Here is a 26,152-nt window from a genome sequence, read left to right as displayed (position 1 = left end):
GACCCCGCTAGGGAGCGGGCGCGTACCTGCTTGTCAGGAGGTGCCCACACCATGATCGATACCAACAGCTCGACCCGGCAACCACGTGAGGACTATACGACGAGCGAGGGGCTTCGTGCCTTGCTGCATCGATTGCACCACGCAGGTGCTCGCGCGTGGGAGCACGACCGCGTCGCTGCCGAACTCGCAGCTTTCGCCGCGGAGAAATATGCGGCGTTGGCTCGAAAGCATGGACTCGATCCCTGGGAGGCAGCATCGGCAGCATTCGACGTCATGAGGACTCGATCCGCTCGCGAGGCCATCGATCCTTGGGCTGTTGTCACGCGTGGCGTTCAGGTGACCTGCATCGCCGAGGAACGCGGGCAGGGATTGCTCTGCGCGACGCATCAAGCACGTCGCCCGCACATATCTGCGTTCCACGACCCCGAGCGTTTTGCCGACCGGGAGAATCCACTCGCCGACTATCACCCGGCATTCCACGTCGTCGATCGGTATCCCATCATTGAAGACGACGACCCCAACACTGCGCGCGACACCGATACAGCCCGGCGCGCGATCGACCGCGCGATCACCCTGTTCACGACCTTGGGGTGGCCCGAAAGCACCGCCCGCGAAGCGATCGAACATGTGTGCAGCGCGGTGGCACGAATCGGGTCTCGGCAAAGCGCTTACGAGCTGCTGCGCCGGGACAAGCACGCACGCGCGCTTCTCGACTTACCCGCCGACTCATGGTCGTCGCTTCTGCACGTGCTGCTTGGGCATCCGCACCCTGCATACCGGGCGACAAGCACCGGTCGCGGCATCCTGCTCCGCCTCCTCGTCGGCGAGACACTCCCGACGCTCCTCGGTGACGACAACCTTGTATTGGTTGTTGCGATGTCGGCGCCCACTCATGGGAACACACGATGAGTACACGTGACGGCCATATCGAGCTGGACCGGGCAGTCGGCTCGATCCAGGTTGGACACCGTCACCGCACTGGGCTCGGCGACCTCGGATCGCTCTCCGCGTCGATCGAGCGCGATGGCCTGCTGCAACCGATCACGGTCACCCCTGACGGGATCCTGGTCTGCGGTGCGCGACGATTGGCTGCGATAAAGCAGCTCGGATGGCAGCACGTCAAGGTCTGGGTACGGTCCGGCATCTCGGGGGATCTCGCGCACCTCCTTGCCGAGCAGGACGACAACGTGCTGCACAAGCCGCTCACCCAGTTGGAGAGTGCCGCGCTCTATCGAGAGATCAAGACGCTGATGGCTGAGGATGCCGCTCGCCGTCAGGAAGCGTCACGGTTCAGCCGCGAAAATCAACCGGGAACTGACGGTGACGCAAATTTTGCGGCACCGTCAGAGTCGCTCGGAGATTCCCGTGCACAGGCCGCCGCGATGATCCCGGATGGCGCGTCACACACCACGCTGGAAAAGATCAACTACCTGCAGCAACTCGCTGACGATGAGAACCAGACAGGGTCGGTGCGAGAGGGTGTCGCAGCTGAGCTTGAACTCATCGGGTCCGGCGCGCCCGTGCATCCCAGTTATGAACGCGCACGGCAGCTCGTGTTGGGGGCTCAGTCAGACGCACCGGCCGAGGACGTAGCGCAGCTGGCGGAGGCCGCGCTGGCACGTATCAAGAGCATGCCGCGTCAGAAGCGTCGTCCCTCGCCGAGCCCCAGAACGGCGCCCATCGACAGCGACGAGCCCTGGCCAGTTCGGGCGTTCGTGGTGACGTGGAATGAACTCGATGGATGGTGGCGACACTTCGAGGTCGACGACCTCGTCCGCCAGCTCAGCGATGCAGAAGTCGAGATGTTCCTCCGTGTCGTTGACGCGACTTCGCGCTTTGCCGGACAACTCCGAAGTGTGCTCGATGCCGAGGATTCAAGTTCCGACTCATCAGCATCACGAGGCAACCTTCGCGCGATCTGATGATGGCGGGCTGGCGCTGCGCACCTGTCCGATATGAAGTTCCCCACCGCGCTCCGCTCACGACGCACGCTCGTCGCTCTCATCGCCGTTTCGATAGCGGTGATTCTCGTCACAGGTGTTGGCGTCTACGGGATCATCATCGGTTCCCGAGAAACCACGGTTTCAATCGGGCCGTCGCCGTCGAGCACTGAACCAGCAGCGCAACCATCGAGTGAGTCACCGGACCAGCCGTCTCGGATTACGGCCATCCCTCACAGCACCGATGCGGAGACTTTCTCGCGCAGCGTCGCGACGGCGCTGTTCACCTGGGACACCGGCAGCGGGTTCCTGCCGCTGGACTACACCGAAGTCATCCTCGATGTCGCCGACCCCACCGGCACCGAGCAGCCGGGGCTCGCCGCCGACATAGCAACGTACTTGCCCACCCAAGATGCGTGGACGCAGCTGCGGCAGTACGCGACGAGCCAGCGCTTGGAGATCACGTCCGCATTCGTGCCGGATGCCTGGACCGACGCTCTCGCACAGGCTCGCCCTGGCCAGCTCCCCGCTGGCACCACCGCATTCACGTTAGAGGGAATCCGCCATCGCTCCGGTCTCTGGAACGGCGACCGAGTCAGCGCCGAGCAAGAGGTCGCGTTCACGGTCTTCATCGCCTGCCCGCCCGATGACAGTTGCTACGCCTTGCGGCTCTCACAGCTGAACAATCCGCTGCGTTAGGAAGACCCGCTCATGATGAAGAAACTCGCGATCGCAGTCGTCGCCCTGATGTTCTTGGCACCAACGCTGGGGCTCGTCACCGTCGGCCTCGTGATGAACCCCGCCGTTGTTGCGTGTCTTTCCTCGTCAGGACTCACCTTGGGCAACGTGCCGGAGTCTCTCCTGGTGACAACAGCGAATGGTGAGACGTTCACGCTCAACAAGCAGCAGCTGACTCACGCGGCAACGATCATCACCGTGGGCTCACGGATCGAGGGCGTCACCCGGGATGGCGTCCAGATCGCAATCATGGCCGCGCTCACCGAGTCCACGCTGCGGCAGCTCGCAAACACGGGCACCTACCCGGAATCCGGAGGCTATCCGAACGATGGGAACGGGTCCGACCACGACTCGCTCGGCCTGTTTCAGATGCGCCCACAATCGGACTGGGGATCCGTAGCTGAGCTGATGGATCCCGAATATCAAGCTGCTGCGTTCTTCGGCGGACCGTCCGGCCCCAACTATCCCTCGCCCCGCGGCCTCCTCGACATTCCTGGATGGCAGAGCATGGGTAAGGGCGAAGCTGCTCAGGCGGTCGAGGTGTCTGCCTACCCTGACCGCTACAACAACTACGAGCCCGTCGCCGAGTTGATCCTCACAACCCTCACCAGCGGCACATCGACTTCGTCGACGACTGCCCCGTCTCCGGCGAGCGCTGTGACTGGATCCTCGCGCGTCGTGTTCCCGTTGCCGGAGGGTACCTGGGTGCTCACTGGTGACTTCGGGCCCCGCTTTGACCCCATCACCGGAGAGAGGGCCTTCCATCGGGGCACCGACCTTGCTGCCGCAGACGGAACACCCATACTCGCAGCAGCGGATGGTGTCGTGACCGTCGCGGAGCTCTCGGGTGGCTATGGCGGACTCATCGTGATTGAGCACCGCATCGATGGCGAGACCATCGCGACCGCCTACGCGCACATGTGGGAGAACGGCATCCACGTCACCGCCGGACAACACGTCATTGCCGGTCAACACATCGGTGATGTCGGTTCGTCGGGACGCTCGACCGGCCCGCACCTGCATTTCGAAGTGCGACCGGGTGGGACGAATGCCGAGGCGGTCGATGCGGCGAAGTGGCTCAACGATCACGATGCCGCTGACTTTCCGGAAGCCACCGTAGGAGCCGGATGCTCAGCGATGAGAGGTGGCCACGGATGAACGTGTTCCCAGACTTCGGCAGTCTGAGCGGCATCGGTGATCTCAAGGCCGTCATCGGAGCGATGCTCACGATCATCCTGATCGTTGCCGTCCTGATGATCATCGTGAGCGCAATCATCTGGGCCATCGCCACTTCCACTGGCAACTCTGGGGCCGCCGCGAAGGCACGGGCAGGGGTCTTCGTCGCGCTGGGTGCCGCGATCCTCGCTGGCGGCGGCGTGACGTGGACGAACTGGCTCATTCATTTGGGCGGGCAGCTGTAGCTCGCTCGGTCAACCCGGTTGAACGGAACGGCCTGCGCACCTGGTTCTCGACCATGTATCGCCTACCGCTTCGGCGGTGTTCACGCCAAGGAGCCACCGTGTTCGAACTCATCACGACCATCACCTCAGCCCTGCCGATGGACATCGATATCACCCCGAATGATTCGGGGTTGCCGGGGATTGCGCAACTGCGCACCATCGTCGGCGCCGTCATGACGATCGGCCTGATCCTCTCCGTGCTCGCGCTCATCATCTCGGCGATCGTCTGGGGATTCGGGTCAAACTCGTCCAACCCGCACCTCGCCTCTCGCGGCAAGCTCGGCGTGCTCATCTCCTGTGGTGCCGCCGTCATTTGCGGCGCATCGGTGACCCTCATCAACTTCTTCTGGAACGTCGGACAGCAAGTCTGAGGATCACCCACTCACTACTTCCGGGAGGCCTGCGATGAGTGTCTGCGATATCCCCGTCATCTCCAACGTGTGTGATGCCGTCGGTGAGGGGGCCGCGACTCTCGTGTCCGCACCATTCGACTGGCTCGCCTCCACCATGGGGCAAGCTGCCGGATGGCTCATCGAAGCCATGTGGACCGTCTTCGACAGCACAACCCTCGTGGACGTCCAATCCCCCGGCTACCTAAACGTCTACAACCTGCTCTTCGGCATCGGTGTCTTCATCGTTCTGCTGTTCTTCTGCTTCCAGCTCATCCTCGGCCTGATCCGACGCGAACCCGCGGCCCTTGCCCGCGCGGCCCTCGGCGCAGCCAAGGCGGTCCTGGGATCGTTCGTCGTCATCACGTTGACGGCGACGGCCTTGGAGATCGTGGATCAGCTGTGCATCGGGATTGTTCAGGCCGCGGGAGAAACCACCGCCACCATGGGCGACAAGATCGCGCTCCTGACCGCGGGACTCACGACAATTAATATCGCTGCTCCCGGGGTCGGTGCGATCGTCACGATCTTCCTCGCCGGGCTCATGATCTGTGCTGTCGCTATCGTGTGGTTCTCTCTCCTGATCCGCAAGGCGCTGCTGCTCGTCGCAATAGTGCTCGCGCCGATCGCATTCGCTGGAGCGGCATGGGATGTCACCCGCGGATGGATCGGCAAATGGGCCGCGTTCGTGGTCGCGCTCATCATCTCCAAGCTCGTACTCGTCGTCGTGTTCCTCATTGCGATCACGCAGGTCTCGACCCCGATCGAGGCTGACTTGTCGGCAGTGACTGAACCGATCTCAGGCATCGTGCTGCTGTTCATCGCAGCCTTCGCGCCGTACATGGTCTACCGGTTCATTTCGTTCCTCGGCTTCGATCTTTACCACGCGATGGGAAGCGAGCAGGAAGCGAAGAGCGCCGTGAACCGACCGGTGCCTGTGCCGTCGAAGCCTCAGAGCGACGGAGTGAAGAAAGTTCTCGACGGTGGCTCCGGTGGTGGCGGGACATCCAACGCCGCTCCAGCAGCAACCGCTTCACCCAGCGCGTCTGCTTCAGGTGGGGCGACGACCGGCGGATCAGCTGCCGGAGCGGGCGCGGGAGCCAGTGCAGGTGCCGGTGGCGCTGCCGCAGCTGCTGGCCCCGCAGCGGCAGCGGTCATTGGCGCGGAGGTCGTCAAAGCTGCCGCTACAGCCGGGCCCCAGCTCGGAGGCGCTGTTGGCGGCACGACCGAAACTGCGGCTGCCGGTGCAGGTGGTTCGGGTGCGGCTGCACCCGAACCTCATTCCACGCCTCAGCCTCCCGCACCGCGATCAGATCCAGCACCACCCAGAACCCAGCAGCCACGATCTGGGAAGGAATAGCTGACCATGCCAAAGGACTACGACAATCAACAAGCCGGGGACCTCATCCCGGTGAAATTCTCCCGACTGACACGAAGGGGCATCCTGCTCGGACTATCCCTTTCCCAGCTGGTCGCGCTCGGAATTGGTGTGACCACGCTTGTGTGGGCCTTCTATGCCGGAGGCGGCATGCTCATCGCGTTATCGGCACCCGTATGGCTCTGTGCCGCATCCGTGGTGTGGATCCGGATCGCTGGGCGTCCGATCGTCGAATGGATTCCCGTTGCCTTCTGGTGGATGTGGAAAACCACCGGTGGACAGCTGCTCTACCGGCGGCGCGTTGTAAAACCGCGACCTGCCGGCTCGCTCGCACTGCCCGGCGACATGGCACGACTGCGCGAGTACGACGACCCGATCACCGGCGCCGGAATGGTTCATGACCCCACCGCCAGCACCCTCACGGCCATCGTTGCGGTCTCGCACCCGGCATTCGCGCTCCTCGATCCCGGTGAGCAGGAGCGGCGTGTCTCCTCTTGGGGGCGTGTGCTCGCGACCGTGTGCAGATCCGGACGCCTCTCAATGCTGCAAGTGCTTGAGCGCACCCTCCCGGACTCCGGGACAGGACTCGCCGAATGGTGGGCATCGCACGGCAGCGCAGATGGCTCCTGGGCCTCGACGACCTACGCCGAACTCATCGACCGTGCAGGACCCGCTGGAGAACGCCACGCCACCACGCTCTCCCTCGCGCTCGATATGCAGGTATCGGCACGACAGATCCGCACTGCCGGTGGCGGCATCCGTGGCGCTGCGGCTGTTCTTCGCCAAGAGATGTCTACATTGGTCGCCGCGCTGCGCCCAGCAGACCTCGCACCCTCATCGTGGTTGACGTGTGGCGAGATCGCCGTCATCCTGCGTTCGGCATACGACCCGGCAGTCGCCGCGACGCTTGAACGGCACGGCGAACTCGGCCAGTCGCTCGCCACCGCGGGTCCGGTCGCAGTGAACGAATCCTGGTCTCGGCTACGCACAGACTCGGCCTTCCATGCGGTGTTGTGGATCTCAGAGTGGCCGCGGTCGATGGTCTACCCAGGCTTCTTGGCACCAGTGCTCCTGTCGACCGGGATACAGCGGTCCTTCTCGCTGCTCTGCACACCAATGCGCTCCGACCAGGCAGCACGCGATATTCGAAAAAAGAAGACGGAGTACATCTCCGACGCAGCTCAGCGTCAGCGCATCGGCCAGATAGAGGATGCCTCGCAGACCGCTGAGTTTCAGGACGTTCTCCAGCAGGAAGCTGACCTCACCGCAGGGCACGGCGTCCTGCGCTACACCGGACTCATCTCAGTGTCCGCGCGAACCGCTGACGACCTCGACGCTGCCGTCGCCGCGATCGAGCAAGCCGCCATTCAAGCGTCCTGCGAGACGCGACTCCTCGTCGGCCAACAGGCCCAGGCGTTCACCGCCGCGGCGCTCCCGCTATGCCGCGTAGTGTGAGCAACATTGGAGCGCACAAACCAATGGAGCACTCATTCCTCTTCCAGCGGCGGCCGACGTAGTTCATTGGGTGCTGAGCTTGATTTTCGTGCCAGGACACTTGCGAGTTCGGCCAACGTCTCCTCGTCGAACATCGAAGGGTTCGTCACCATCTTCTTGATCAAGCCAGCTACTACTTCAGGCTGGAGCTGCGCAAGCGCGGCTTGTACCTCTGCCAAGCCATCGGCGTCAACGATTTCTGCGCTTGCAACAAGCCTCATCTGCTCATCGCTATACGCTTGCGCGGCTATGGCTGCAAGCAGTCGCGCTTGCGCCTCGGCGCTCGACATTTTGGGTCGATCGCCGGATGCGACCTCGATACTTTGAGTAGACCTATCTGCCATGCTGTCGTGCTTCGTGCTCGAAGTACCAAGTTCAGTCGTCCGTACCTCACGCCGCGGACCACGAATTCTTGACCACTGGTGGCTTACGAAAGGACGAAGCGTTTCGCTCCACCACTGTTCTACATGTGGCCTCGCTTTTTCTATTCCCACCAAGACCAACGCCGTCAGCAGGTCACTGATCGCGTTTTCGAGCTCTTCTTGCTCGCGAGTGCGGCGACGCTCCTCAACCGGGACGTACACCGTTTCAGTCACAACGAACTGCTCAGGCTCATCCACATCCGTGGGAACAAAGCGTGCGCTTCCTTTCAGGTTGCCGTCCGCATCAAAGAGATTTTGGTGGAGGCCACCTTCCTTCTTACGTCCAGGAGTGAGGCCATCATCGTCCCACTCGTAATAGCCCGGAATACGTCCCATACGCTCAATCGTATAGACCGACGAACATCAACCGATCTCCGCATGAGGATCACCGAGTGCACCTCTCCCGTATTCAGGTCCAAACCTTGACTGGAGGGGCGCTATGCCCACGTTCTACGATCCCGGCGCTGACGCCGGGGAAGCATCCGAAGCGTTGCGCGGGCTCGCCCACGCAACTCGCGCGTTCGAGAATCCGCAGGATCTTTACGGCGTTCTCGGTGACCTGCATTCAGGCGTGCGATCGCTCAAGCAGGTTCTCGATCAAATCGCTGCCGCCCATATCGAGAATCGTCCTCGCGCGTTCGACGACCAAGGCGACCACGCCATCGGATCCAAGGATGCCCTAGCAGCCGCCGACGAACTTCACGAAGCCGCGACCCTGATCGACCAGGCAGAGGAACGGCTCGATGCCGCGGCGGGCGCGGCAAGCCGCATCGCATGGCGAGGAGCTTTCGCCGAAGGATCCCCGACAGTTTCGCGCTGGATCAGCGTCGTCTTTATGCAAGGTCAGGAGGCGGACGAGGTGCTGGACATAATCGACGCCGACGGTGCTCTTGCTGGTCTCAACCACTTGAAGAGTTGGGACTATGGCGACGAAACCACAAGCGCAGCGATGGAGAACGGATACGTTCATGACGTGCCGCCAAGTGGCCCGCTTGAGCATGAACTTCGTGACGGCGACTACCACCTCGCCTACAGTCACGCCTTCGCCCACGTCGCGCTCTACCGGATCCACACAGTGGACACGGTAGATCAACTGCCCGCTGACGCTCGAAGCCTTGCTGCTCCGTCGGCATCGAGCCGAACTCGCGAGCAACAGCGAGCGTCTTGGTTTGAGCCCGCCAGCATCACGGTGGTCAGGCAGCAGCGAGGTCTAGGACTATGAGCCACCATGATGCCGAGCGCCTGCACACTTCGGTTCTCGTCGCTCCAGCATCCGAGAAGCGGCATATACGCAGGCAGCGCAGGCAGGCTGCCGCGGAGTTGCAAGCGGAGCAGCAGAGAGCAGAGCATCAAGCGTCCCGCGCAAAGTACGCCGCTGATCTGGCTGAGCGCCGAGCAACCACATACATTTCGCCAGCTGGCGAACCAGGACCAACGCAGCTGCGTTCGCCTGGAAGGCTTCGCCTGCCCCGGCATCAAGACACGTCGGCAACCCTTGCTGGTGCATACCCATTCCTGGCTGAAGGCGGGCTCGGATCCGACGGCGTCTTCGTCGGTCAGGATCTGTACTCCGGCGGCTCCTTCGTCTACGACCCGTGGGTGCTTTACGCGCGCGGCATCATCACCGCGCCGAACCTCGTGCTCGCGGGCATTGTCGGATCCGGAAAATCCAGCTTGGCCAAGAGCCTCTACACACGATCGATCCCGTTCGGGCGTCGCGTCTACGTCCCCGGCGATCCGAAGGGTGAGCACACTGCGGTCGCTGAGGCTGTGGGTGGTCGGGCGATCGTGCTCGGTCATGGGCTTGCCGCTCGGCTGAATCCGCTCGACGAAGGCTATCGACCAGCAGGGATGAGCGATGAAAGCTGGTCGTCCACGGTCGGCGCGCGACGCCGCGACCTGATCGGCGCGCTCGCCGAGACGGTCCTCACTCGACCGCTCACGCCTTTGGAACACACCGCGATTGACACCGCCCTGACCGAGGTCGTTCGAAGCAACGACGTGCCGGTCCTTCCCATGATCGTTGAACACATCCTTGCCCCGACTGCCCAGGCGGATCCGGATGGGCGCCTCGCCGAAGACGGACGTCTCGTTGGGCATGCCCTGCGGCGCCTTGTCGCAGGTGACCTCGCCGGACTCTTCGATGGTCCATCGACAGTGCGTTTTGATCCCTCGCTACCGATGATCTCCCTTGACCTATCGAGAGTGACGGAGAACTCGACCCTGACCTCGGTCCTCATGACCTGCTCGTCGGCTTGGATGGAATCCGCCCTACTTGACCCGAACGGCGGGCAGCGCTGGTGCATCTACGACGAAGCATGGCGCCTCATGTCTCATCCGGCATTGTTGCGCCGGATGGATGCGCATTGGCGCCTCGCTCGCCACTACGGGATCGCGAACATGCTGATCTTCCACAAGCTGACCGACCTTGAGAATGTCGGTGACCAGGGTTCCGCGATGCGAGCCCTAGCAAGCAGCCTTCTCGCCAACGCAGAGACGCGAATCATCTACCGGCAAGAATCCGATCAGCTCGGGGCCACTGCTAGAGCGCTCGGTCTTACGGGGACCGAACAGAAGCTGCTGCCGGGTCTCGGTGTCGGCCAGGGACTGTGGCGCATCAAGGATCGTTCTTTCGTCTGCCAGCACCAGCTGCACCCCAGCGAGCTTGAACTCTTCGATACCAGAAGCCGCATGATCAGCTAAACGATGACGTGGATGCCGGCTGTCCCGTGTCATCTAAGTTGAGGCATTTAGCCGTTTCGGTTCAGGCTAGTTGAGGCATTTGCGAGCGGACCACCACCAAGAGCGGAAGGCGAAGCACGACGAACCGAAGTACACATGGCCACTCCGCTCTGTTCGTAGAGGATCTGGTCACCGTTTCGGTGAGAGGTTTACTCGGACGTGCGCTACCTCTTCGGCCGAGAGTGGATCCCATGAGCGACCTACAACGTGATCGGGGAAACCCCTCCTGAGCGAAGCTCGGACCGCCCGGCCTTTATCGTTATAGCCCAGTTCACGTGCTAAATCCGTGACAGTTACACCGTCACTAACCGCGTGACCAGTAGCGGCAATAGAGTCGACGTCGAGCACTGGGGGCCTCCCGTCCCTGGTTGCCTCCCTATTCCAGATCCCATGCGACCGAAGTAAATGCACTGCCTCGTCTTCCAGCGCAAGAGCCTCAGCTGCCGTCTCGCATACCGCCCAACGGATCTCGACCTTCATCCAGGCAATCGCATCGCGTGCTAAAGCTGTAGCCCGAGCAATATGGCCTCCACGAATAGCCTCGAGGTGACCCTCAACGAAGGTGACATCGGCGAGTGCTCGGTCGAGGGCGGCTTCTCCGAAACCACTGACCGCCCCCCTGCCGTGACGGTATATCGCGAGCCGGCCCCGAATACCCTTGCCCTTCCTCTCGCCTGCCATACCGACGTATACGACCGTGCCGTCTGGAACTCGCATCTGATAAACCCCGGGTGACGTCGGCGCCACTGGTGCAGCATCGGCAAAAGGCGCCCATTCGGACCACAGTGCGAGCTGGTCGACGGCCTTGTAAGCAACGCCTCTGGAATTGTTCATCTAAACATCATTACCTAGAGCGGACCGCGCGTTGATCCATACCGTTGCAGACCAGTCTCTCCGCAACGGGCTCCGCTATCGGAGCTATCTTGTCGCGTTGGCCGATCCGCTCGTGGGTCATCCACAGAACGCGATGTGAATGATGCCCATCATTTCGAGCGGTCATCGGGAGGCGTCGAGAGCTTCGCCGAGGATTCGTGCCGCGGCGGGGAACCGCTCGGGGTTCTCGCTTGAATAGTTGAGTCGGATGAAGGGGCCGGATGGCTCTGCGGGGAACCATTCTGTTCCCGGTGCAATGATCAGTCCTCGTAGTTCGCAGTCGGCGACGATCCTGCCCACGTCTGTACCTTCGGGGAGGCGCACCCAGAGGTTCAATCCGCCGACTGGGAGCCTGTCGATGTGGGCGCCGGGCGCGTTCTCGCGGAGGCTCGTTACAAGTAGATCCCGGCGTGCGCGGAGTTGCTGCTGGAAGCCGCGTAGGTGGCTGCGCCACGCAGGCTGCGTGACAACATCCAAGGCCGAGGCCTGGAGCAGTCCACTCACGTACATGGACTCGGCTGCACGATCAGCCAGGATGCGCTCGCGGGCAGGGCCCCGAGCGATCACCGCCGCGATGCGCAACGACGGGGACACGCTCTTCGTGAGTGAGCGCAGGTAGATGACATGACCGTCGTCGTATGCCGCGATTGGTCGAGGCTCGGAATTAATAGAAAGGTCGTGTGCCCAGTCGTCCTCGATCAAGAATGCTCCAAAGCGGCGCACCGTTTCGAGCACAGCTCTACTGATTTCAGAGGACCATTGAGCTCCGGTCGGGTTAGCAAACGTTGGCTGCGCATAGAACGCCCTCGCGCCCGTCTGCGCGAAAGCGCGTGCGACCTCGTCGGGGTCCGGACCGTCAGGCCCGGTCGGGATGGGGACAAGGGCGACACCGGCCTGTTCCGCGGCGACAATTGCACCCCAGTACGTTGGCGATTCGATCAGAAGCGGCTGGCCCACGCCAACCACGGCACGGAATATTGAACTGAGGCCGCTCTGGCTTCCTGAGGTGATCAGGGTATCCCGCGCCGACGGCGGGGACGCCCCCGCCGGGGCAGTCTCGGCGAGCTCGTTCGCAAACCACGACCGCAACTCCGGCAGCCCCGCTGCGGGCGAGCGCGTCATCGCCGCGTCGGTGCGAGAAACACGGGCGATTGCCGCCCGCACAAGCCGCTCCGGCAACAAATCCCGAGATGGATAGCCTGAATGCAGCCCAATCGCGTCCGGCGAAATCGTACGCTGCGTCGACGACAACAGGGAAAGCCGTGCTTGCGGCGACCCCAACGCCGCGGTTTGCCACCCATAGTCCACCGGCCGAGCCAGGCGCACCGCCCGTACGAACGTTCCCACTCCGGGGCGGGCTTCGACCAAACCCAGAGTGCTGAGTTGTCGCATTGCCTTCTGCACCGTCACGGGGCTCGCCCCATACTCCGCCATCAACGCACGGTTGGGCGGTAGCTGCGACCCGGGTGGCGCCGTCAGCATCCACGACCGCAGCCCAGCAACGATCCGCTCAGTGCTACTCTTGTCCATGAGAACATACAGTAGCGCTATCGTCATGCAGTACGCAATGTTATCGGCCGAGCGAGACCCATTCCGGACAGAGGCTAGGCGATGATCGCCGCAATCTGTCTCGCCGTCGCTGGGATGGTCGTCGTTGTGGTTGTCGTTGTCACCCTCCTCCTTGCGGCCCGGGACGGATACGGCCCCCTCCCGACTGACTGGAGCCGTGTCACCGAGGACGAGCGATGACGCCCGTCGAACGCTTTCCCGAGCCAGCAACGATGAGAGCCAGCGAAGCTGCGAAGCCCGAAACGACGTGGTCTTCCGTTCCACATCCAGCGCTGTCCGGCCATGCGGGCCTGTGGTGGGGTCTGGTCGGGGTAGCTGCGTTTTCGTTCACAGTTCCGTTTACGCGGGTCGCGGTCGGCAGCTTTTCCCCCCTCTTCGTCGGCTCGGCCCGCGCCGTCGTCGCCGCCGTCCTCGCTGGAATCGCTCTTTCAATCGCTCGTCAACACTGGCCGACACGGATCCAGTGGGCCAGGCTCGCGATCGTTGCGGGCGGCGTTGTGATCGGGTTTCCGTTGCTGACCTCGTTTGCGCTCACTACCGTTCCGGCAAGCCACGGTGCCGTAGTGATTGGGCTCCTTCCTGCCGCGACTGCAGTCATGGCTGTCCTACGCGGTAAGGAGCGTCCTGCCCGATCATTCTGGGTGTTCGCGATTCTTGGCGCGGTAGCCGCGATCACCTTCGCGACCCTGCAAAACGGCGGCTTGGGTCAACTGCACTGGTCCGATCTGCTCCTGTTCGGGGCGGTCCTGTCCGCCGCGATCGGCTATGCCGAAGGCGGGTTGCTCGCCCGAGAGCTCGGCGCGTGGCAAACCGTATCGTGGGCTCTGATACTTGCCGCCCCGCTCATGATCGCGTTCACCATAATTTCCATCGTCCAACGGCCGCAGACCGGGACGGCAGTCGAATGGCTTGCTTTCGCCTATCTCGCGGTCGTGAGCATGTTCCTCGGATTCTTCGCGTGGTACCGAGGTCTTGCAATCGGCCCGATGGCCCAAGTGAGCCAAGTTCAACTCGCCCAGCCCGTCATGAGCATTCTCTGGGCGGCTCTCATCCTGAACGAACAACTCGGCTGGGCGACCATCATCGGCGGCATCGCAGTCATCGCCTGTGCCGCTCTCGCGGTCCGCACTCGCCTCAACCGAAAGCAACCACAATGACACGCACCCGCCCCGCACTGTGCACCCCCAAGGACGAGCAAAGCGCCGGGAACTTTCAAGCACCCCAAACATTTGGCGTAGAAACTTGCCCGTCCACAGCTCATCCGGGCCGCCTGCAGACGGATCCCTGAGCGGGAAATGGATTCGCTCGTCAGATCGTCGCGTTGCGAGAGCGTTCGGCTACAGGGCGGCGAGGTCAGGGGTGAGCATCGGAGGGCGATAGTGAGGTTGGCAATAGTCCCTAGAGCATCGAGCCGAGGTCGGATCCGACGGTCGGGTAGGCGGCTGTGGCGGATCTGAGTTGACTGGTGGTCAGACCGAGCTTTATGGCTAGACCGAAAGTATTGATCAGCTCGCCATACTCGGGCCCGAACAGGTGGGCGCCGACGATGAGGTCATTTGATTTGTCGATGAGGATCTTGGCAGCGGAGGAGTTCTCGCCGACCCGGTAGTTGGAGTACCAGTTGCTGGTGTCGGAGTATCGGATCTCCAGCTCGATGCCCTGCTCTCTCGCCTCGGATTCGAGTAAGCCAACGCGAACGAGTTCAGGGATGGTAAACACAGCTGTGGGGATACCGGCGTAATCAGGAGCGATGATAGCGCCCTTGATCATGTTGGATGCGGCCACCTTGGCCTCCGAAACCGCAACTGGCGTCAGCGGCATCCCGGCCGTATCCGCGGAGTCGCCAGCAGCCCACACAGCCGGGTTCGTAGTGCTCTGCAGGTGGTCACTCACACGCACGCCCCGCTCACCCCAATCCACGCCAGCAGCATCCAAACCCAATAAGGCAAGGTCGGCGATTCGTCCGGCCCCGTGGACCACGAGGTCGGTGTCTATTGTTTCGCTGGCGCCGTCGCGCTCAATGGTGACCTGATATCCACGGCTGGTCTGTTCGACTGCCTCGACGCGGGCGCTGCGTCGCAGATCAACCCCGACCCCACGACCACGGTCGATGAGGAGATCCACGAGATCCGGGTCAAAACTCTTCAGCGGACGTGCCCCACGGTCGACGATAACCGCAGTGCTTCCCGCACGGACGATGAGGTGGGCAAACTCAAAGGAGACGAAACCGCCGCCTACAAACAAGATCCTCGCGGGGAGGCGGTCAAGATCCAGGAACTCTGTGCTGTCGATGATGTATTTTGCGCCGGGGAAGTCCAGAGGTCGCGGTCGCGCTCCTGTAGTGATGAGGAAGCGGTCGGCGTCGTAGGTGGTGCCATCGACATCGATCTGGTCGGCGCCGGTGAAGCGTGCATGTCCGTGGAGTGTAGTGACGCCGCTACGGGCGAGGTCAGCTTCCATGCGCTCGGGAACTGGGTCGGTGAAGCCGTGTTTATGCTTCATCAGGTCCGGCCAGTTGATCGCCAGCCCCGCGTCATCAATGCCCTTGCCCCTCATGAGGCGGGCGCTGTCGATAACCTCGGCGCCACGCCGCAGGATCTTCTTCGGATCACACCCTCGCAACGCGCACGTCCCACCGTAGGGAAGGGAGTCGACGATAGCGACTCGCCAACCGTGGGCCGCACACTTGTTTGCGGCCGCGATGCCGGCCATGCCGGCACCGACGACGAACAGATTATATGGCTCGCTCATGACTGCTTCCATGGAAAAGTTGGCGTGACAGTGGCGCCCCCGTTAGGCATCTGAGAACACTTCGCGCAGCTGCTCAAGCGTCGGCGCGCCAGCGTAGCCATCCGGAGTCAGGTACCTGCGGCAGGTGAGGCCCACCTGCGAACCGGGCTCCGCGAACACATCCACGCCGCCTACCTGAATGCTTGGGGAGCCGAGGAAACCGAAATGGTCGGCCTGTTCGGGGGTCTCGACCAGCTGGTGCTTCACCGTGACATCGGTGCGTTCGAGTGTGAGCACGTTCAGCCGCTCGCTAGCGATCTTCCAGTGTGGGCATCCTTCGAAATAGAGCAGTGTTACATCCATAGTTGAAATCTAGACCTTGATCCACGGTATAAGGTCAAGCGCGTACCATGAAGGCATGCGTATCGGGGAATTGGCTTCTGCCGTGGGGTTGCCGGCCCAAACGATCCGCTTCTACGAACGTAGGGGACTGCTTCCTCAACCGAAGCGGGGCCCAAACGGCTACCGCAGCTACGCACCTCCGATCGTCACCCGTCTAGAGTTCATTCGCAGTGGACAACTCGCCGGACTCACCCTGGCTGAAATCGCTACCGTTCTGGAGCTTCGCGGCGATGGCATCACGCCCTGCACTCACGTGCGTGACCTGCTCTCAACCAAATTGCACGACGTTCACAGGCGCCAGAAGGAGCTTGCTGTCCTCGAAGTGGAGCTGGAAGGCCTCATCAGCCGCAGCGAGCGGCTCGATCCCATCGAGTGTACCGACGCCGAGATTTGCCACATCATCGCACCCCAACATGAACCCGCAAAGCCCATGCCAGCTGGCGCTCCCAAACCTCAACCTCGGCCGTGACGTGTGGCACCAGCGACCTAGTCACCTCTTTGGTGAAAACCCGCGGAACCGAACCCGCAGGCCTGCAGCACGCTAGTCGTTGATCCCATCGCTGGTTTCTGAACCCACCCCTGGGTACCTTCCACAGGATGGCACCCAGTTGCGCAGCGATTACAGCCGGATTGACAACGCACCGTGGATCGCAGTCAGGGCGGATGGCCTAACATCCTGATGCGCGCAAGAGGGTCCATCACCGGCCGCTCCCCCACCGACGTTCAAGCTAAGGCCTCGACTGGTGGTAACCGTCACGATAGGCCCGCCCGATAAAAAGCCCGATGCCTCCGGGAGCCAATCGCAACATCCCTGCAACGGGAAGCCCTCTCCCATTGGCTCGCGATCAGGTGCGGACGAATTCGGGTCGAGAGCGCCGAGTCTTCAATCTGCCTCAACTAAAGTGAGACAAAACACCGGCTTCGGTCTCATTTAATTCGGGGCAACCGCAGAAATACAAGGGTCCCTTCCTCGACGTATTTGAGAGAGGACACCAACGCGCACCTCCGTGGCATGAGCAATCGCAACAGCCCTGCGGAAACGCCGTCCGGATCGCCCTCCGCCCTCCCGCTCGCAGCAATCACGGTCAACGAGCGCGGCACCATGACCGTCATCTACGACGGGCGCGACTTCCGGCATCCAACGCCGGATGCCTCTTGGAGTCGGGCACGCTTTGGTGATCTTCTCGACGCAATCTCCGACCACCGTACGCACACCGTCCGAGTCGAAGTGCACGAGTTCGATGGATCGGTGTTCACCGACATCATCCACGCGGTGCAACGAGAACAAGCCATCGTGGACGTTCAGCCACCCAGCGCGATACGGCGAGCGCGACACCGCCCAACGCATCAGCTCACCGAGGTCACCGGGTCCGGCTTCGTCCCCGGCGAAGACGTCACCGTCGCGCTTTCAGTTTCCAACACTGAAGGATCCGCTGACGGGAGCGCTCGTGCGGTTATCGATTTGAGCCAACTCATGGATCACCGGTCGGAGATATTGCTCATCGGACGCGTCTCCGGCGTCATCGTCACCGAGCCTTTGCCGTCATGAGCACCCCACACGGTCAGGGAGGGGGTCTCGGTGATGAGTTGACCAACTTTCTGATGATCGCGCTGGTCGCCGTCTTCGGGGTCGCCGTCGTCTTGCGAGTTGCGGGTTCCGTTGCGGCATTCCTCTCTGGCTCGGGGCAGCCTCAAGTTGGAATTGCAGGCGGTGTCGCCCTGCTGTTCAATCCGGCAAGCCCGGCCGAGGTGTTAGAGGCACCAGGGCTAAACACGATCCTCTACTGGTCAATTGCAATACTGCTGCTCCTGGTGCTCGGCGGTGTTATCGGGTGGGCTTGGGTCCGCTGGCGTCGGCACTCGCACCGGGCCGATGCCGACCCGCGGCGGCTCGCGGGAACTGCCAGCAGCCACGAGATCGTAATTAGTGCGTCGGCGAAAGCGCTCCTGCGCCGGGCTGCGACGCTTCGCCCTTCGCTGGATCAGCCAAAACCCGAGCAGGTCGGCTACTTACTCGGGCGCTCGCACGGCAAACAAGTATGGGCAAGCGTCGAAGACTCGATCCTTCTCATCGGCCCGCCGCGTTCGGGTAAGGGCCTACACATCGTGATCCCAGCGATTCTCGATGCGCCGGGTGCAGTGGTGACGACGTCGACCCGGCCCGACAATCTGACGGCAACGATGCGGGCACGCGAATGGGTCGGTCCGGTCGCTGTCTTTGATCCTCAGCATCTTGCTGAAGGCGTCTCCTCTGGGCTGCGGTGGTCGCCCATTCGGGGGTGTGAGGATCCTCTGACCGCGATGATCCGCGCGACTGGTCTTGCAGCGGCCACCGAGCTGTCCGCTGGGGGCGTCGAGGGTGGAGGGTTCTGGGAGGGGAAGACTCGCATTGCTCTGCAGGCTCTCCTTCATGCGGCCGCGCTCGACCGTCGAAGTCCGGCTGAGCTGTTCCGATGGACCCTCGACCCATCAGCTGCCGCCGAGGCAGTCGCCATCCTGACAGGCTCATCACTGGCAGCCACGGGGTGGGCAGATTCGCTGGAGGCAACGCTCGATGCCGACCCGCGCACGCGCGACAGTATCTGGCAGGGTGTTTCGCTCGCACTGTCGGCGCTCGCCGACCCCAGAGTGCTGGATGCTGTCAGCCCGGGAGAAGGCGAGCAGTTCGATCCCGAGAGTTTCATCCGTGGCCGTGGCACGCTTTATCTTCTGGCGACCGGCGTTGGGGCCGGGAACAGTGCAGCTCTCGTCGCAGCTCTCGTTGAAGACCTTGTCGAGACCGCCCGCCGAATGGCTGCTCGATCACCCGGCGCACGGCTCGATCCGCCACTGCTGTTTGCGCTCGACGAGATCGGAAACCTCGCGCCGCTGCCCTCGCTTCCCACACTCATGGCAGAAGGAGGCGGCACTGGCATCACAACGATGCCCGTGCTCCAATCCCTTGCCCAGGCGCGGGACAAGTGGTCAGAGAACAAGGCCGCAGCGATCTGGGACGCCAGTATCGCGAAAATCATCCTCGGCGGCGCCTCGAACTCACGAGACCTCCAAGACCTATCCACACTTATCGGCGAACGCGACGAGTTCACCGACTCAGTCACGCTCGGTGACCATGGATCGCGCTCCAACCAGCGTTCCATCCGTCGCGTACCGATCCTGCCGCCCGACCGCATTCGCACGTTGCCGTTTGGCACCGGGGTCATCCTGCTCCGATCGGCGCCACCCATCATCACTGACCTCCACCCCTGGCCCAAGCGCTCCGACGGTCAACAGCTCAAAGCAGATCGTGCGGCGGTTGAGTCGCTCTTGGAACGCCCTGCGACGCCATGATCCGCGCTGGGGCGCAGCGCGCACCTGTCTGCTGCAGCAGCCATCACATCGGATGGCCACGCAAACAGATCAAGGAGCCGTCATGTCCATCGACACCCAACAAGCCATCACAGGATTCATCGCGACCGAGCCCCGTCTGACCTACACCGAGGACGGCACCGCGCGGTTCTACGCTCGGATCGGCATAGAGCATTCGCAGCAGACCCCAGACGGAAGTTTCACGCAGCTCGACCCGTCATTCCACGACATGAGTGCCTTCCGGCGCGCAGCCGAAGAAGGAGTCGCGCGATTTCACAAGGGCGACAAGTTCATCGCCACCGGGCGCGTGCGCGAGTACAGCTACGAGAAGGACGGTCAGACTGTCGCAGCCGAGGAGTTCATCGTCTCTCGCTTCGGTCACGACGTTGCGCGCACCCAATACGAGGTCGATCGCGGACCTCATCGCGACAGCAACATGCGCGAGGCGACTGGTCGTGATGCTTCCCCTTTTGAAGGACCTGCCCGAGCGCGAGCGCAGTCAGATGCCGCTCCTGCGGTCAGCATCTGAGTAGGAGTGGTCATCGTGACTGACTTCATCCCCAGCCCCGAAGCACACGAAGGGCGCGACGCGGATGATTACGACGAATCATTCGTCGCTGAACCACCGCATCCGATCAACTGGAATCTCCTCACCGCGAACGACGCGGAGGTCGAGTGGTTGGAACTGAATCGCTGGATCGACTGGCTTCGCCGAACCTACGGACTCCCGGCAGCAGTGATCCCGCCCTACTGGCATCGTCATCCCGAACTTCTCTGGGAGCTGTCAGCGCTGCACCTGCACTGGCTATGCGCCTACGATCCCAACCAAAACGGATCCGCACCGCTGGGGTGGCATCGCGACTTCGCGGACGCTCGCCTCCGCCTGCGGGATTGGGTAGCTACCTGCGGGACTCGGCTCGATCGTGATCGCCCCACTCGGCAAGCCGCCTGGCCCGGCGAAGAGCCGCCGACTCCCTCCGAAGAATCGATGGTCACCAACCGAGAAGCCGACTTCGTCGAGTTCGTCGTTGACGACGTTCAGCGACGTCAAGCAGCCGAGGACGAGTTCTACCGTTCGCTCGGCGACCCTCCGCTGGATGAATCATGAATGTCTCGACCGACGCGACCACGCCAGTCTCGCCATTGCTGGATAGCCGAGAGGTCGCCTCGTACCTGAAAGTCTCCGAGTCGACGTTGTCTCGATGGCGCTCCGCGGAGACCGGGCCACCCTTCATCAAGCTCGGCGGTATCGCCCGATACCGGCTCGAAACGATCGACGAGTGGCTTCAGAACTTGGAGCCGCACCATGGCGCGTCCAGCTGAACATCTGCCGGAGTCCTCACCCCGTCCGGTGCCGCCGATCGGGGTGAGGATCTCCACCGATATGGAACGACGTTCCTACGGAATTCGAGCGCGGGCACGCTGGACCGATCCGCTCACCAAGCAGCGCGTGATCCGTACCGAGATCGTCAAGGACGAGGCAACCGCACGGGCATTCTTCGAAACGCTCCGGAACTCTTCGGTCAAGGGAATGGACGTCTCCATGACGCTGCTGGAGTTCTTCACCTCAATCGACGATCGATGGGCACGCGGCCTCGACATGACCTCCACCGGAGACAACTACCGCTACGGTCTTCGACTACGAGTGCTCCCAGCACTTGGCCATCTACCCGTCGCGCAGATCACCGCCGGAATGATCGACCGCACGATCGATGACTGGGAGAAGAAGTACGGCGCATCGACGATCAAGAACACCATCGCCCCACTCGTACGGGTACTCGACGAAGCCGTTCGCGACGGCCTGATCACAATCAATCCCGCCAAACACCGGGCGAAGCGCAGTCTTCACCGAAACGCGTTCCGAATTCAACCCGCCGAAGATGCCGCCCCGCGCGCGCACGCGATCCCAGACCTGCAGAAGCTGAATCAGCTCGCCTCCGCCTGCGGCGCCGTCCACCAGTCCTATTCAGACTTCGTGATGCTCGCCGCCCTGCTGGCGGCTCGCTCGTCCGAAGTCTCCGGACTTCAAGTCGGAGACGTCGACTTCACAAAGAACCTCGTCATCATTCGAAGGCAGGTCTTCCCCGGACGAGGCGGCCTGATCACGAAGCCGACCAAGAGCCGCAAAGAGCGTCGCGTGCCGATTCTCGATCCACTCCGGCCGGTCCTGAAACGACTCTGCGCGTTCAAGCAGCCGGACGCACCACTCCTCGTCGGCCCGCGTGGCGGCTTCCTCACGACGGCCACTGTTCGCGATGCCACCAGCTGGGACCAAGTTGTTGCTGACCTCGGCCTGCCCAACCTCACCCGCCACGGCCTCCGGCACACCGGCGCCACCTGGCTCGCCGACGCCGGGGTCCCCCTGCATGTCCTCCAAGAGATCCTCGGGCACGCCTCCATCGAGACCACTCGCGGCTATCTTCACCCCGATGACCGTCACCTCGCCTCCGCCGCGGAGCAGGCCAACGCCTTCCTCAGCAGAGACGCCCGCCCGAACGCTTCAGGATGGCCACGGCAAGGCACAGGACGCGGACTGTGAGCGGCTCAGTCGTGGGTTTCCACCGTTCTGGTCCCCTTTTGGTCCCCTTATCCACAGACAGGGCATCGCGACGTATACTGCCATCCACAGGTCGACCCCGCCTACCTGTCCAGGGGGACCAGAGGGGGACCAGAGAAAACGACGTTCAGAAACAACAAATCCCTGATGAAAATTGCTTCTCATCAGGGATTTTCTGTCGGGCTGACAGGATTTGAACCTGCGACCCCGTGACCCCCAGTCACGTGCGCTACCAAGCTGCGCCACAGCCCGTGACAACTCGAATAGCTTAGCCTGTTCCAGAGCTCCGAGAAATTCATCTGGCAGCCTGTGGCGCAATGACGCACGCATGATGCACAATGTTTACAACGTATACTTCCGAGCCGGCCGGGCTGCCTGCGACTCCCTCCGATTTCACCGACAGGAATTTTGTGACCGACAACGCTATTTCTACCGACACGGTCGCGGGCACACCGACGCCAGACCACAGCAAACGCAACAGCCTGGTCATAAACCTCATGCTGGTGGCGACCTTCGTCGTAATCCTGAACGAGACCATCATCGGCGTCGCGATTCCGCGCCTGATGGAAGATCTCAACATCTCGGCGAGCACGGCCCAGTGGCTTTCCACCGCGTTCATGTTGACGATGGCGGTCGTCATCCCCACCACCGGCTTCATCATGCAAAGGCTCAGCACCCGGACGGTGTTCATCCTGGCCATGACCCTTTTCAGCGCTGGAACTGCGATTGCGGCGATCGCTCCGGGATTCGAAATCCTGCTCATCGCAAGAATCGTGCAGGCCAGCGGCACCGCGATCATGATGCCGCTCCTGATGACCACCGTCATGACGCTGGTGCCGCCACACTCCCGCGGCCGCACCATGGGAAACATCTCACTGGTTATCTCCGTGGCACCAGCTGTCGGCCCGACCGTGTCCGGGCTGATTCTTAGCGTGTTCGACTGGCGATTCATTTTCATCCTCGTGCTGCCCATCGCCATCGCCGCGCTGGCACTCGGCGCGGCTCGCGTGCAGAACGTCACGGAACCACGCAAGGTGCCGCTCGACTCACTCTCGGTCGTGCTCTCGGCGTTTGCTTTCGGCGGCCTGATATTTGGGCTGAGCAGCCTGGGTGAAGCCGCTGCGGGCAACTCCGTCGTCGCCCCGTGGATTCCGATCGCCGTCGGAGGCGTCGCGCTGGGGTTGTTCATCCTGCGCCAGCTCGTCCTGCAGCGCGGAGACCGCGCATTCCTCGACCTTCGCACCTTCAAGTCGCGTGGCTTCTCGGTCTCGATAGCGCTGATGGTGATGCTGATGGGTGCCCTGTTCGGCACCATCATCCTGCTTCCGATCTACATTCAGGATGTGCTGCTGCTCGAACCGCTGCAGACTGGCCTGATCCTGCTCCCCGGCAGCGCGCTCATGGGCGTCCTCGCCCCCTTCGTCGGCCGACTGTTTGACAAGGTCGGGCCGCGCCCACTCATTGTCCCCGGCACGATCGTTGTCAGTGCCGCTCTGTGGAGCCTCGCGATGTTCAACGAGAACACCCCATGGCAGCTTGTTCTCGTCGCGTACCTTGGTCTGGGTCTGGGCCTCGCGTTCACCTTCACCCCGCTGTTCACCACGTCACTCGGATCCCTGAAGCCGCACCTCTACGCCGCGGGAAGTGCCACCGTCGCCACCGTGCAGCAACTCGCCGGAGCGGCCGGCACCGCGCTCTTCATCGCGCTATACACAATCGGATCGCTGGCAGCCACCCGTACCGGTGTTTCCGAAACGGCAGCACTCGCGAGCGGTGTGCAATCGGCGTTCATGGCCGGAGCGATCCTGTCGCTTCTCGCGATCGTCGCCGCGTTCTTCGTGCCCCGGCCAGACCCGGCGCTCGCTCCGGCGGGCGCACCAGCAGGTCACTAGCCGCACAGCGTGGGCACATCCGCGCCCAGCGCACGGGACCTCTCGGCGTTCCCCTTCGGAAATTCAGGAAATCCGCCGGCGGGCTCTGCGGCCGCCGCGAAACTGCGGACACCTGCTCACCACCACCGCGCCGATTTCCTGAATTTCCGAAGGTGGCACGTAAAGATGGCGGGCAAGGGTTGGGCGGTGGGTGGCGCGGACGGTTAGACGAGCCGCGACCTGAGGTCGACCCAGCTTGCACCGAATCCCGGGTGCAGCGGCAGTTTCTCCACGTCAGCCAGAGGCACCCATGCCAGCGCGACACTCTCCGCGTCGCCGATGACCGGCTCGAACTCCGTCATGGCCTCGACCACGACCGTCGTGTAGGTCCACACCTGCTTGTCCAGCACGGTGGAAAACATCACGCGCAGCACTTGAGGGTCGACGCCCGCTTCCTCATTGGCCTCGCGCATGGCGCCGTCGATCGCGCCCTCGTTCGGCTTGAGCGCACCACCGGGTAGCCCCCAAGTGCCACCGAAGTGGCTCCAAATGGCACGGTGCTGCAGCAAAACCCCGCGAGGTCGATGCCAGACCAGCAGCCCAGCGGCGCCAAAACTGCCCCAAAACTTCTCCCCATTTTCGCCATAGACCCACTCATCGCCGGGCCCGTGGGGCCGGCGCTGGAGGCCGTTGGGGGGAAGTTTCATACCTTCGACGTTAGCGCTTGCGCTTCTCGCGTACGCGCATGTTCACGTTGATCGGGCTGCCCTCGAAACCAAAGATCTCGCGCAGACGACGCGTAATGAACCGTCGGTACTGCGGGTCGAGGAATCCGGTGGTGAACAGCACAAATGTCGGCGGGCGCGACGCGGCCTGGGTTCCGAACAGGATGCGCGGCTGCTTGCCACCGCGCACTGGGTGCGGGTGCTCCTGCGTGAGCTCGGCGAGCAGCGCGTTGAACTTTCCGGTGGGGATACGCGTGTCCCACGATGCGAGCGCGAGCTCGAGGGCCGGTACGAGCTTCTCGAGGTGACGCCCGGTCTTGGCCGAGATGTTCACGCGCGGGGCCCATGCCACGTGCGACAGGTCCTGCTCGATCTCGCGTTCGAGGTACACGCGGCGCTCGTCGTCGAGCAGATCCCACTTGTTGTACGCGAGCACGAGGGCTCGGCCTGATTCAAGCACCAGGTCGACGATCTTGAGGTCCTGCACGGTGATCGGCGCAGAGACGTCGATGACGACGACAGCAACTTCGGCCTTCTCCAGCGCGGCCGAGGTGCGCAGTGTGGCGTAGAAGTCGGCACCCTGGGTGAGGTTCACGCGGCGACGGATGCCCGCGGTGTCGACGAAACGCCAGAACTTGCCGCCCAGCTCGATCTGCTCGTCGACAGGGTCGCGAGTGGTGCCGGCCATCTCGTTGACGACGACCCGCTCCTCCCCCGCGGTCTTGTTGAGCAGGCTCGACTTTCCGACGTTCGGCTTGCCGAGGATGGCAACCCGGCGCGGTCCGCCGACTTCTTCTTTCGCGACGGTCGAGATCTCGGGGAGAATCGTCAGCACGTGGTCGAGCAGGTCGGCAACGCCGCGACCGTGCACCGCAGACACGGCCCACGGCTCGCCCAGTCCGAGAGACCAGAGCGCAGCGGCATCCGATTCCTGGTGAACGTCGTCGACCTTGTTGCCGACGAGAATCACGGGCTTCTTGGTGGCGCGAAGCATGCGAACGACGTGCTCATCAGTGGATGTCGCACCCACCGTGGCGTCGACGACAAACAGCACGGCGTCGGCCAGGTCAATAGCGATCTCGGCCTGAGCAGCAACGGAGGCGTTGATGCCCTTGGCATCCGGCTCCCATCCGCCGGTGTCGACGATGGTGAACTGGCGGTTGGCCCACTCGGCCTTGTAGTTGACGCGGTCACGCGTGACCCCGGGGGTGTCCTGCACGACGGCCTCACGGCGGCCGATGATGCGGTTGACGAGCGCGGACTTTCCTACGTTGGGTCGACCGACGATCGCGAGCACTGGCAGCGCCGGCAGGTAGACGATCGCATCCGGATCGTCGTTCGCGAGCTCAAGGATGCCGAAGTCTTCGTCATCGAGGTCGTAGTCGGAAAGCCCCTGCCGCAGCGCGTTCGCGCGTTGCGCACCCTCCTCGTCGTCGATTCCCCGGATCCGTTCGGCGAGCGCCTCATCGATGTTCGGGAAGTCGTCTTTATCTGTCGAGGCGGTGTCGTCAGCCATG

Annotated in this window: 25 protein-coding genes, 1 tRNA gene and 1 pseudogene; 20 read left to right on the top strand and 7 right to left on the bottom strand. The window is 62.9% G+C overall.

What is annotated here, in order from left to right; all coding sequences use genetic code 11:
- Window positions 1-51: 51 nt before the first annotated feature.
- The 8 genes and pseudogenes from QMG83_RS06595 to QMG83_RS06560 all read left to right on the top strand — a co-directional run bounded on the left by QMG83_RS06595 (window position 52) and on the right by QMG83_RS06560 (window position 7,360).
- Window positions 52-909, top strand: a complete 858-nt coding sequence (locus QMG83_RS06595; RefSeq protein ID WP_283504586.1) for a hypothetical protein — start codon at window positions 52-54, stop codon at window positions 907-909.
- Complete coding sequence (locus QMG83_RS06590; RefSeq protein WP_283504585.1) at window positions 906-1,922, top strand: ParB N-terminal domain-containing protein; 1,017 nt, start codon at window positions 906-908, stop codon at window positions 1,920-1,922. Before QMG83_RS06595 ends, QMG83_RS06590 begins: the two co-directional genes overlap by 4 nt.
- Window positions 1,923-1,955: 33 nt before the next feature.
- Window positions 1,956-2,639, top strand: coding sequence for a hypothetical protein (locus tag QMG83_RS06585; RefSeq protein WP_283504584.1), 684 nt, complete (start codon window positions 1,956-1,958; stop codon window positions 2,637-2,639).
- A gap of 12 nt (window positions 2,640-2,651) precedes the next feature.
- Window positions 2,652-3,809: pseudogene (locus QMG83_RS06580) on the top strand (M23 family metallopeptidase); the annotation flags it as partial.
- Between the two features lie 23 nt (window positions 3,810-3,832).
- Window positions 3,833-4,099 (top strand): DUF6112 family protein, encoded by a 267-nt coding sequence (locus tag QMG83_RS06575; RefSeq protein WP_283504583.1) that lies wholly within the window; start codon window positions 3,833-3,835, stop codon window positions 4,097-4,099.
- A gap of 137 nt (window positions 4,100-4,236) precedes the next feature.
- A complete protein-coding gene (locus QMG83_RS06570) occupies window positions 4,237-4,509 on the top strand; it encodes a DUF6112 family protein (RefSeq protein ID WP_129073445.1) in 273 nt (90 codons plus the stop codon).
- Window positions 4,510-4,543: 34 nt separating this feature from the next.
- On the top strand, window positions 4,544-5,887 hold the full coding sequence (locus tag QMG83_RS06565; protein ID WP_283504582.1) for a TrbL/VirB6 family protein: 1,344 nt from the start codon (window positions 4,544-4,546) through the stop codon (window positions 5,885-5,887).
- A gap of 6 nt (window positions 5,888-5,893) precedes the next feature.
- On the top strand, window positions 5,894-7,360 hold the full coding sequence (locus QMG83_RS06560) for an SCO6880 family protein (protein ID WP_283504581.1): 1,467 nt from the start codon (window positions 5,894-5,896) through the stop codon (window positions 7,358-7,360).
- Between the two features lie 32 nt (window positions 7,361-7,392).
- Here QMG83_RS06560 and QMG83_RS06555 read toward each other — a convergent pair whose 3' ends face one another.
- Window positions 7,393-8,157 (bottom strand): hypothetical protein, encoded by a 765-nt coding sequence (locus tag QMG83_RS06555; RefSeq protein ID WP_283504580.1) that lies wholly within the window; start codon window positions 8,155-8,157, stop codon window positions 7,393-7,395.
- A gap of 103 nt (window positions 8,158-8,260) precedes the next feature.
- Here QMG83_RS06555 and QMG83_RS06550 point away from each other — a divergent pair, with 103 nt between their 5' ends.
- Both QMG83_RS06550 and QMG83_RS06545 read left to right on the top strand, forming a co-directional pair.
- On the top strand, window positions 8,261-9,043 hold the full coding sequence (locus QMG83_RS06550) for a hypothetical protein (protein ID WP_283504579.1): 783 nt from the start codon (window positions 8,261-8,263) through the stop codon (window positions 9,041-9,043).
- Window positions 9,040-10,524: a putative type IV secretion/conjugal transfer ATPase gene (locus QMG83_RS06545; protein ID WP_283504578.1), complete on the top strand. Its 1,485-nt coding sequence runs from the start codon at window positions 9,040-9,042 to the stop codon at window positions 10,522-10,524. The genes QMG83_RS06550 and QMG83_RS06545 overlap by 4 nt, the downstream gene beginning before the upstream one ends.
- Before the next feature lie 1,035 nt (window positions 10,525-11,559).
- Here QMG83_RS06545 and QMG83_RS06540 read toward each other — a convergent pair.
- A complete protein-coding gene (locus tag QMG83_RS06540; protein WP_283504577.1) occupies window positions 11,560-12,966 on the bottom strand; it encodes an aminotransferase-like domain-containing protein in 1,407 nt (468 codons plus the stop codon).
- 81 nt (window positions 12,967-13,047) lie between these two features.
- Here QMG83_RS06540 and QMG83_RS06535 point away from each other — a divergent pair, with 81 nt between their 5' ends.
- Together QMG83_RS06535 and QMG83_RS06530 are read left to right on the top strand one after the other, a co-directional pair.
- On the top strand, window positions 13,048-13,185 hold the full coding sequence (locus QMG83_RS06535; protein ID WP_283504576.1) for a hypothetical protein: 138 nt from the start codon (window positions 13,048-13,050) through the stop codon (window positions 13,183-13,185).
- Window positions 13,182-14,162, top strand: a complete 981-nt coding sequence (locus QMG83_RS06530) for a DMT family transporter (protein ID WP_283504575.1) — start codon at window positions 13,182-13,184, stop codon at window positions 14,160-14,162. The genes QMG83_RS06535 and QMG83_RS06530 overlap by 4 nt, the downstream gene beginning before the upstream one ends.
- A gap of 241 nt (window positions 14,163-14,403) precedes the next feature.
- On the opposite strand, the gene QMG83_RS06525 is transcribed toward QMG83_RS06530, so the two are convergent.
- Together QMG83_RS06525 and QMG83_RS06520 are read right to left on the bottom strand one after the other, a co-directional pair.
- Entirely contained in the window at window positions 14,404-15,756 is a 1,353-nt protein-coding gene (locus QMG83_RS06525) for a dihydrolipoyl dehydrogenase family protein (protein ID WP_283504574.1), read from the bottom strand.
- A gap of 42 nt (window positions 15,757-15,798) precedes the next feature.
- Complete coding sequence (locus QMG83_RS06520; protein ID WP_283504573.1) at window positions 15,799-16,098, bottom strand: thioredoxin family protein; 300 nt, start codon at window positions 16,096-16,098, stop codon at window positions 15,799-15,801.
- Window positions 16,099-16,153: 55 nt separating this feature from the next.
- Between QMG83_RS06520 and QMG83_RS06515 the strand changes: the two genes are divergently transcribed.
- The 7 genes from QMG83_RS06515 to QMG83_RS06485 all read left to right on the top strand — a co-directional run bounded on the left by QMG83_RS06515 (window position 16,154) and on the right by QMG83_RS06485 (window position 22,021).
- Entirely contained in the window at window positions 16,154-16,606 is a 453-nt protein-coding gene (locus QMG83_RS06515; protein WP_283504572.1) for a heavy metal-responsive transcriptional regulator, read from the top strand.
- Window positions 16,607-17,149: 543 nt separating this feature from the next.
- Complete coding sequence (locus tag QMG83_RS06510) at window positions 17,150-17,686, top strand: hypothetical protein (RefSeq protein WP_283504571.1); 537 nt, start codon at window positions 17,150-17,152, stop codon at window positions 17,684-17,686.
- A complete protein-coding gene (locus tag QMG83_RS06505; protein ID WP_283504570.1) occupies window positions 17,683-19,464 on the top strand; it encodes a type IV secretory system conjugative DNA transfer family protein in 1,782 nt (593 codons plus the stop codon). Before QMG83_RS06510 ends, QMG83_RS06505 begins: the two co-directional genes overlap by 4 nt.
- An 82-nt stretch (window positions 19,465-19,546) precedes the next feature.
- Complete coding sequence (locus QMG83_RS06500) at window positions 19,547-20,011, top strand: single-stranded DNA-binding protein (RefSeq protein ID WP_283504569.1); 465 nt, start codon at window positions 19,547-19,549, stop codon at window positions 20,009-20,011.
- 15 nt (window positions 20,012-20,026) lie between these two features.
- Window positions 20,027-20,590 (top strand): hypothetical protein, encoded by a 564-nt coding sequence (locus QMG83_RS06495; protein WP_283504568.1) that lies wholly within the window; start codon window positions 20,027-20,029, stop codon window positions 20,588-20,590.
- Entirely contained in the window at window positions 20,587-20,805 is a 219-nt protein-coding gene (locus QMG83_RS06490; protein ID WP_283504567.1) for a helix-turn-helix transcriptional regulator, read from the top strand. The genes QMG83_RS06495 and QMG83_RS06490 overlap by 4 nt, the downstream gene beginning before the upstream one ends.
- A complete protein-coding gene (locus tag QMG83_RS06485) occupies window positions 20,789-22,021 on the top strand; it encodes a tyrosine-type recombinase/integrase (RefSeq protein ID WP_283504566.1) in 1,233 nt (410 codons plus the stop codon). The genes QMG83_RS06490 and QMG83_RS06485 overlap by 17 nt, the downstream gene beginning before the upstream one ends.
- Before the next feature lie 196 nt (window positions 22,022-22,217).
- Here QMG83_RS06485 and QMG83_RS06480 read toward each other — a convergent pair.
- Window positions 22,218-22,291: transfer RNA gene (locus QMG83_RS06480), tRNA-Pro, on the bottom strand.
- A gap of 86 nt (window positions 22,292-22,377) precedes the next feature.
- Here QMG83_RS06480 and QMG83_RS06475 point away from each other — a divergent pair.
- Window positions 22,378-23,931: an MDR family MFS transporter gene (locus QMG83_RS06475; protein ID WP_283504565.1), complete on the top strand. Its 1,554-nt coding sequence runs from the start codon at window positions 22,378-22,380 to the stop codon at window positions 23,929-23,931.
- A 203-nt stretch (window positions 23,932-24,134) separates the two neighbouring features.
- Here QMG83_RS06475 and QMG83_RS06470 read toward each other — a convergent pair whose 3' ends face one another.
- Complete coding sequence (locus QMG83_RS06470; protein WP_283504564.1) at window positions 24,135-24,617, bottom strand: NUDIX domain-containing protein; 483 nt, start codon at window positions 24,615-24,617, stop codon at window positions 24,135-24,137.
- A 10-nt stretch (window positions 24,618-24,627) separates the two neighbouring features.
- Entirely contained in the window at window positions 24,628-26,151 is a 1,524-nt protein-coding gene (gene der, locus QMG83_RS06465; protein ID WP_283504563.1) for a ribosome biogenesis GTPase Der, read from the bottom strand.
- Between the last annotated feature and the right edge of the window lies 1 nt (window position 26,152).

It is taken from the genome of Salinibacterium sp. G-O1 (assembly GCF_030063305.1).
GTDB lineage: Bacteria > Actinomycetota > Actinomycetes > Actinomycetales > Microbacteriaceae > Rhodoglobus.
This window is presented reverse-complemented; position numbering and strand designations above follow the sequence as displayed.

What these genes read in the sequence shown, in the direction of transcription:
- QMG83_RS06545 (WP_283504578.1), top strand. Translation starts at nt 9,040, where the DNA reads ATGAGCCACCATGATGCCGAGCGCCTGCACACTTCGGTTCTCGTCGCT.
- QMG83_RS06535 (WP_283504576.1), top strand. Translation starts at nt 13,048, where the DNA reads ATGATCGCCGCAATCTGTCTCGCCGTCGCTGGGATGGTCGTCGTTGTG.
- QMG83_RS06470 (WP_283504564.1), bottom strand. Translation starts at nt 24,617, where the DNA reads ATGAAACTTCCCCCCAACGGCCTCCAGCGCCGGCCCCACGGGCCCGGC.
- QMG83_RS06520 (WP_283504573.1), bottom strand. Translation starts at nt 16,098, where the DNA reads ATGGATGTAACACTGCTCTATTTCGAAGGATGCCCACACTGGAAGATC.
- QMG83_RS06550 (WP_283504579.1), top strand. Translation starts at nt 8,261, where the DNA reads ATGCCCACGTTCTACGATCCCGGCGCTGACGCCGGGGAAGCATCCGAA.
- QMG83_RS06575 (WP_283504583.1), top strand. Translation starts at nt 3,833, where the DNA reads ATGAACGTGTTCCCAGACTTCGGCAGTCTGAGCGGCATCGGTGATCTC.
- QMG83_RS06570 (WP_129073445.1), top strand. Translation starts at nt 4,237, where the DNA reads ATGGACATCGATATCACCCCGAATGATTCGGGGTTGCCGGGGATTGCG.
- QMG83_RS06590 (WP_283504585.1), top strand. Translation starts at nt 906, where the DNA reads ATGAGTACACGTGACGGCCATATCGAGCTGGACCGGGCAGTCGGCTCG.
- QMG83_RS06530 (WP_283504575.1), top strand. Translation starts at nt 13,182, where the DNA reads ATGACGCCCGTCGAACGCTTTCCCGAGCCAGCAACGATGAGAGCCAGC.
- der (WP_283504563.1), bottom strand. Translation starts at nt 26,151, where the DNA reads ATGGCTGACGACACCGCCTCGACAGATAAAGACGACTTCCCGAACATC.
- QMG83_RS06565 (WP_283504582.1), top strand. Translation starts at nt 4,544, where the DNA reads ATGAGTGTCTGCGATATCCCCGTCATCTCCAACGTGTGTGATGCCGTC.
- QMG83_RS06490 (WP_283504567.1), top strand. Translation starts at nt 20,587, where the DNA reads ATGAATGTCTCGACCGACGCGACCACGCCAGTCTCGCCATTGCTGGAT.
- QMG83_RS06585 (WP_283504584.1), top strand. Translation starts at nt 1,956, where the DNA reads ATGAAGTTCCCCACCGCGCTCCGCTCACGACGCACGCTCGTCGCTCTC.
- QMG83_RS06555 (WP_283504580.1), bottom strand. Translation starts at nt 8,157, where the DNA reads ATGGGACGTATTCCGGGCTATTACGAGTGGGACGATGATGGCCTCACT.
- QMG83_RS06510 (WP_283504571.1), top strand. Translation starts at nt 17,150, where the DNA reads ATGAGCAATCGCAACAGCCCTGCGGAAACGCCGTCCGGATCGCCCTCC.
- QMG83_RS06595 (WP_283504586.1), top strand. Translation starts at nt 52, where the DNA reads ATGATCGATACCAACAGCTCGACCCGGCAACCACGTGAGGACTATACG.
- QMG83_RS06525 (WP_283504574.1), bottom strand. Translation starts at nt 15,756, where the DNA reads ATGAGCGAGCCATATAATCTGTTCGTCGTCGGTGCCGGCATGGCCGGC.
- QMG83_RS06500 (WP_283504569.1), top strand. Translation starts at nt 19,547, where the DNA reads ATGTCCATCGACACCCAACAAGCCATCACAGGATTCATCGCGACCGAG.
- QMG83_RS06540 (WP_283504577.1), bottom strand. Translation starts at nt 12,966, where the DNA reads ATGGACAAGAGTAGCACTGAGCGGATCGTTGCTGGGCTGCGGTCGTGG.
- QMG83_RS06475 (WP_283504565.1), top strand. Translation starts at nt 22,378, where the DNA reads ATGTTTACAACGTATACTTCCGAGCCGGCCGGGCTGCCTGCGACTCCC.
- QMG83_RS06515 (WP_283504572.1), top strand. Translation starts at nt 16,154, where the DNA reads ATGCGTATCGGGGAATTGGCTTCTGCCGTGGGGTTGCCGGCCCAAACG.
- QMG83_RS06485 (WP_283504566.1), top strand. Translation starts at nt 20,789, where the DNA reads ATGGCGCGTCCAGCTGAACATCTGCCGGAGTCCTCACCCCGTCCGGTG.
- QMG83_RS06505 (WP_283504570.1), top strand. Translation starts at nt 17,683, where the DNA reads ATGAGCACCCCACACGGTCAGGGAGGGGGTCTCGGTGATGAGTTGACC.
- QMG83_RS06560 (WP_283504581.1), top strand. Translation starts at nt 5,894, where the DNA reads ATGCCAAAGGACTACGACAATCAACAAGCCGGGGACCTCATCCCGGTG.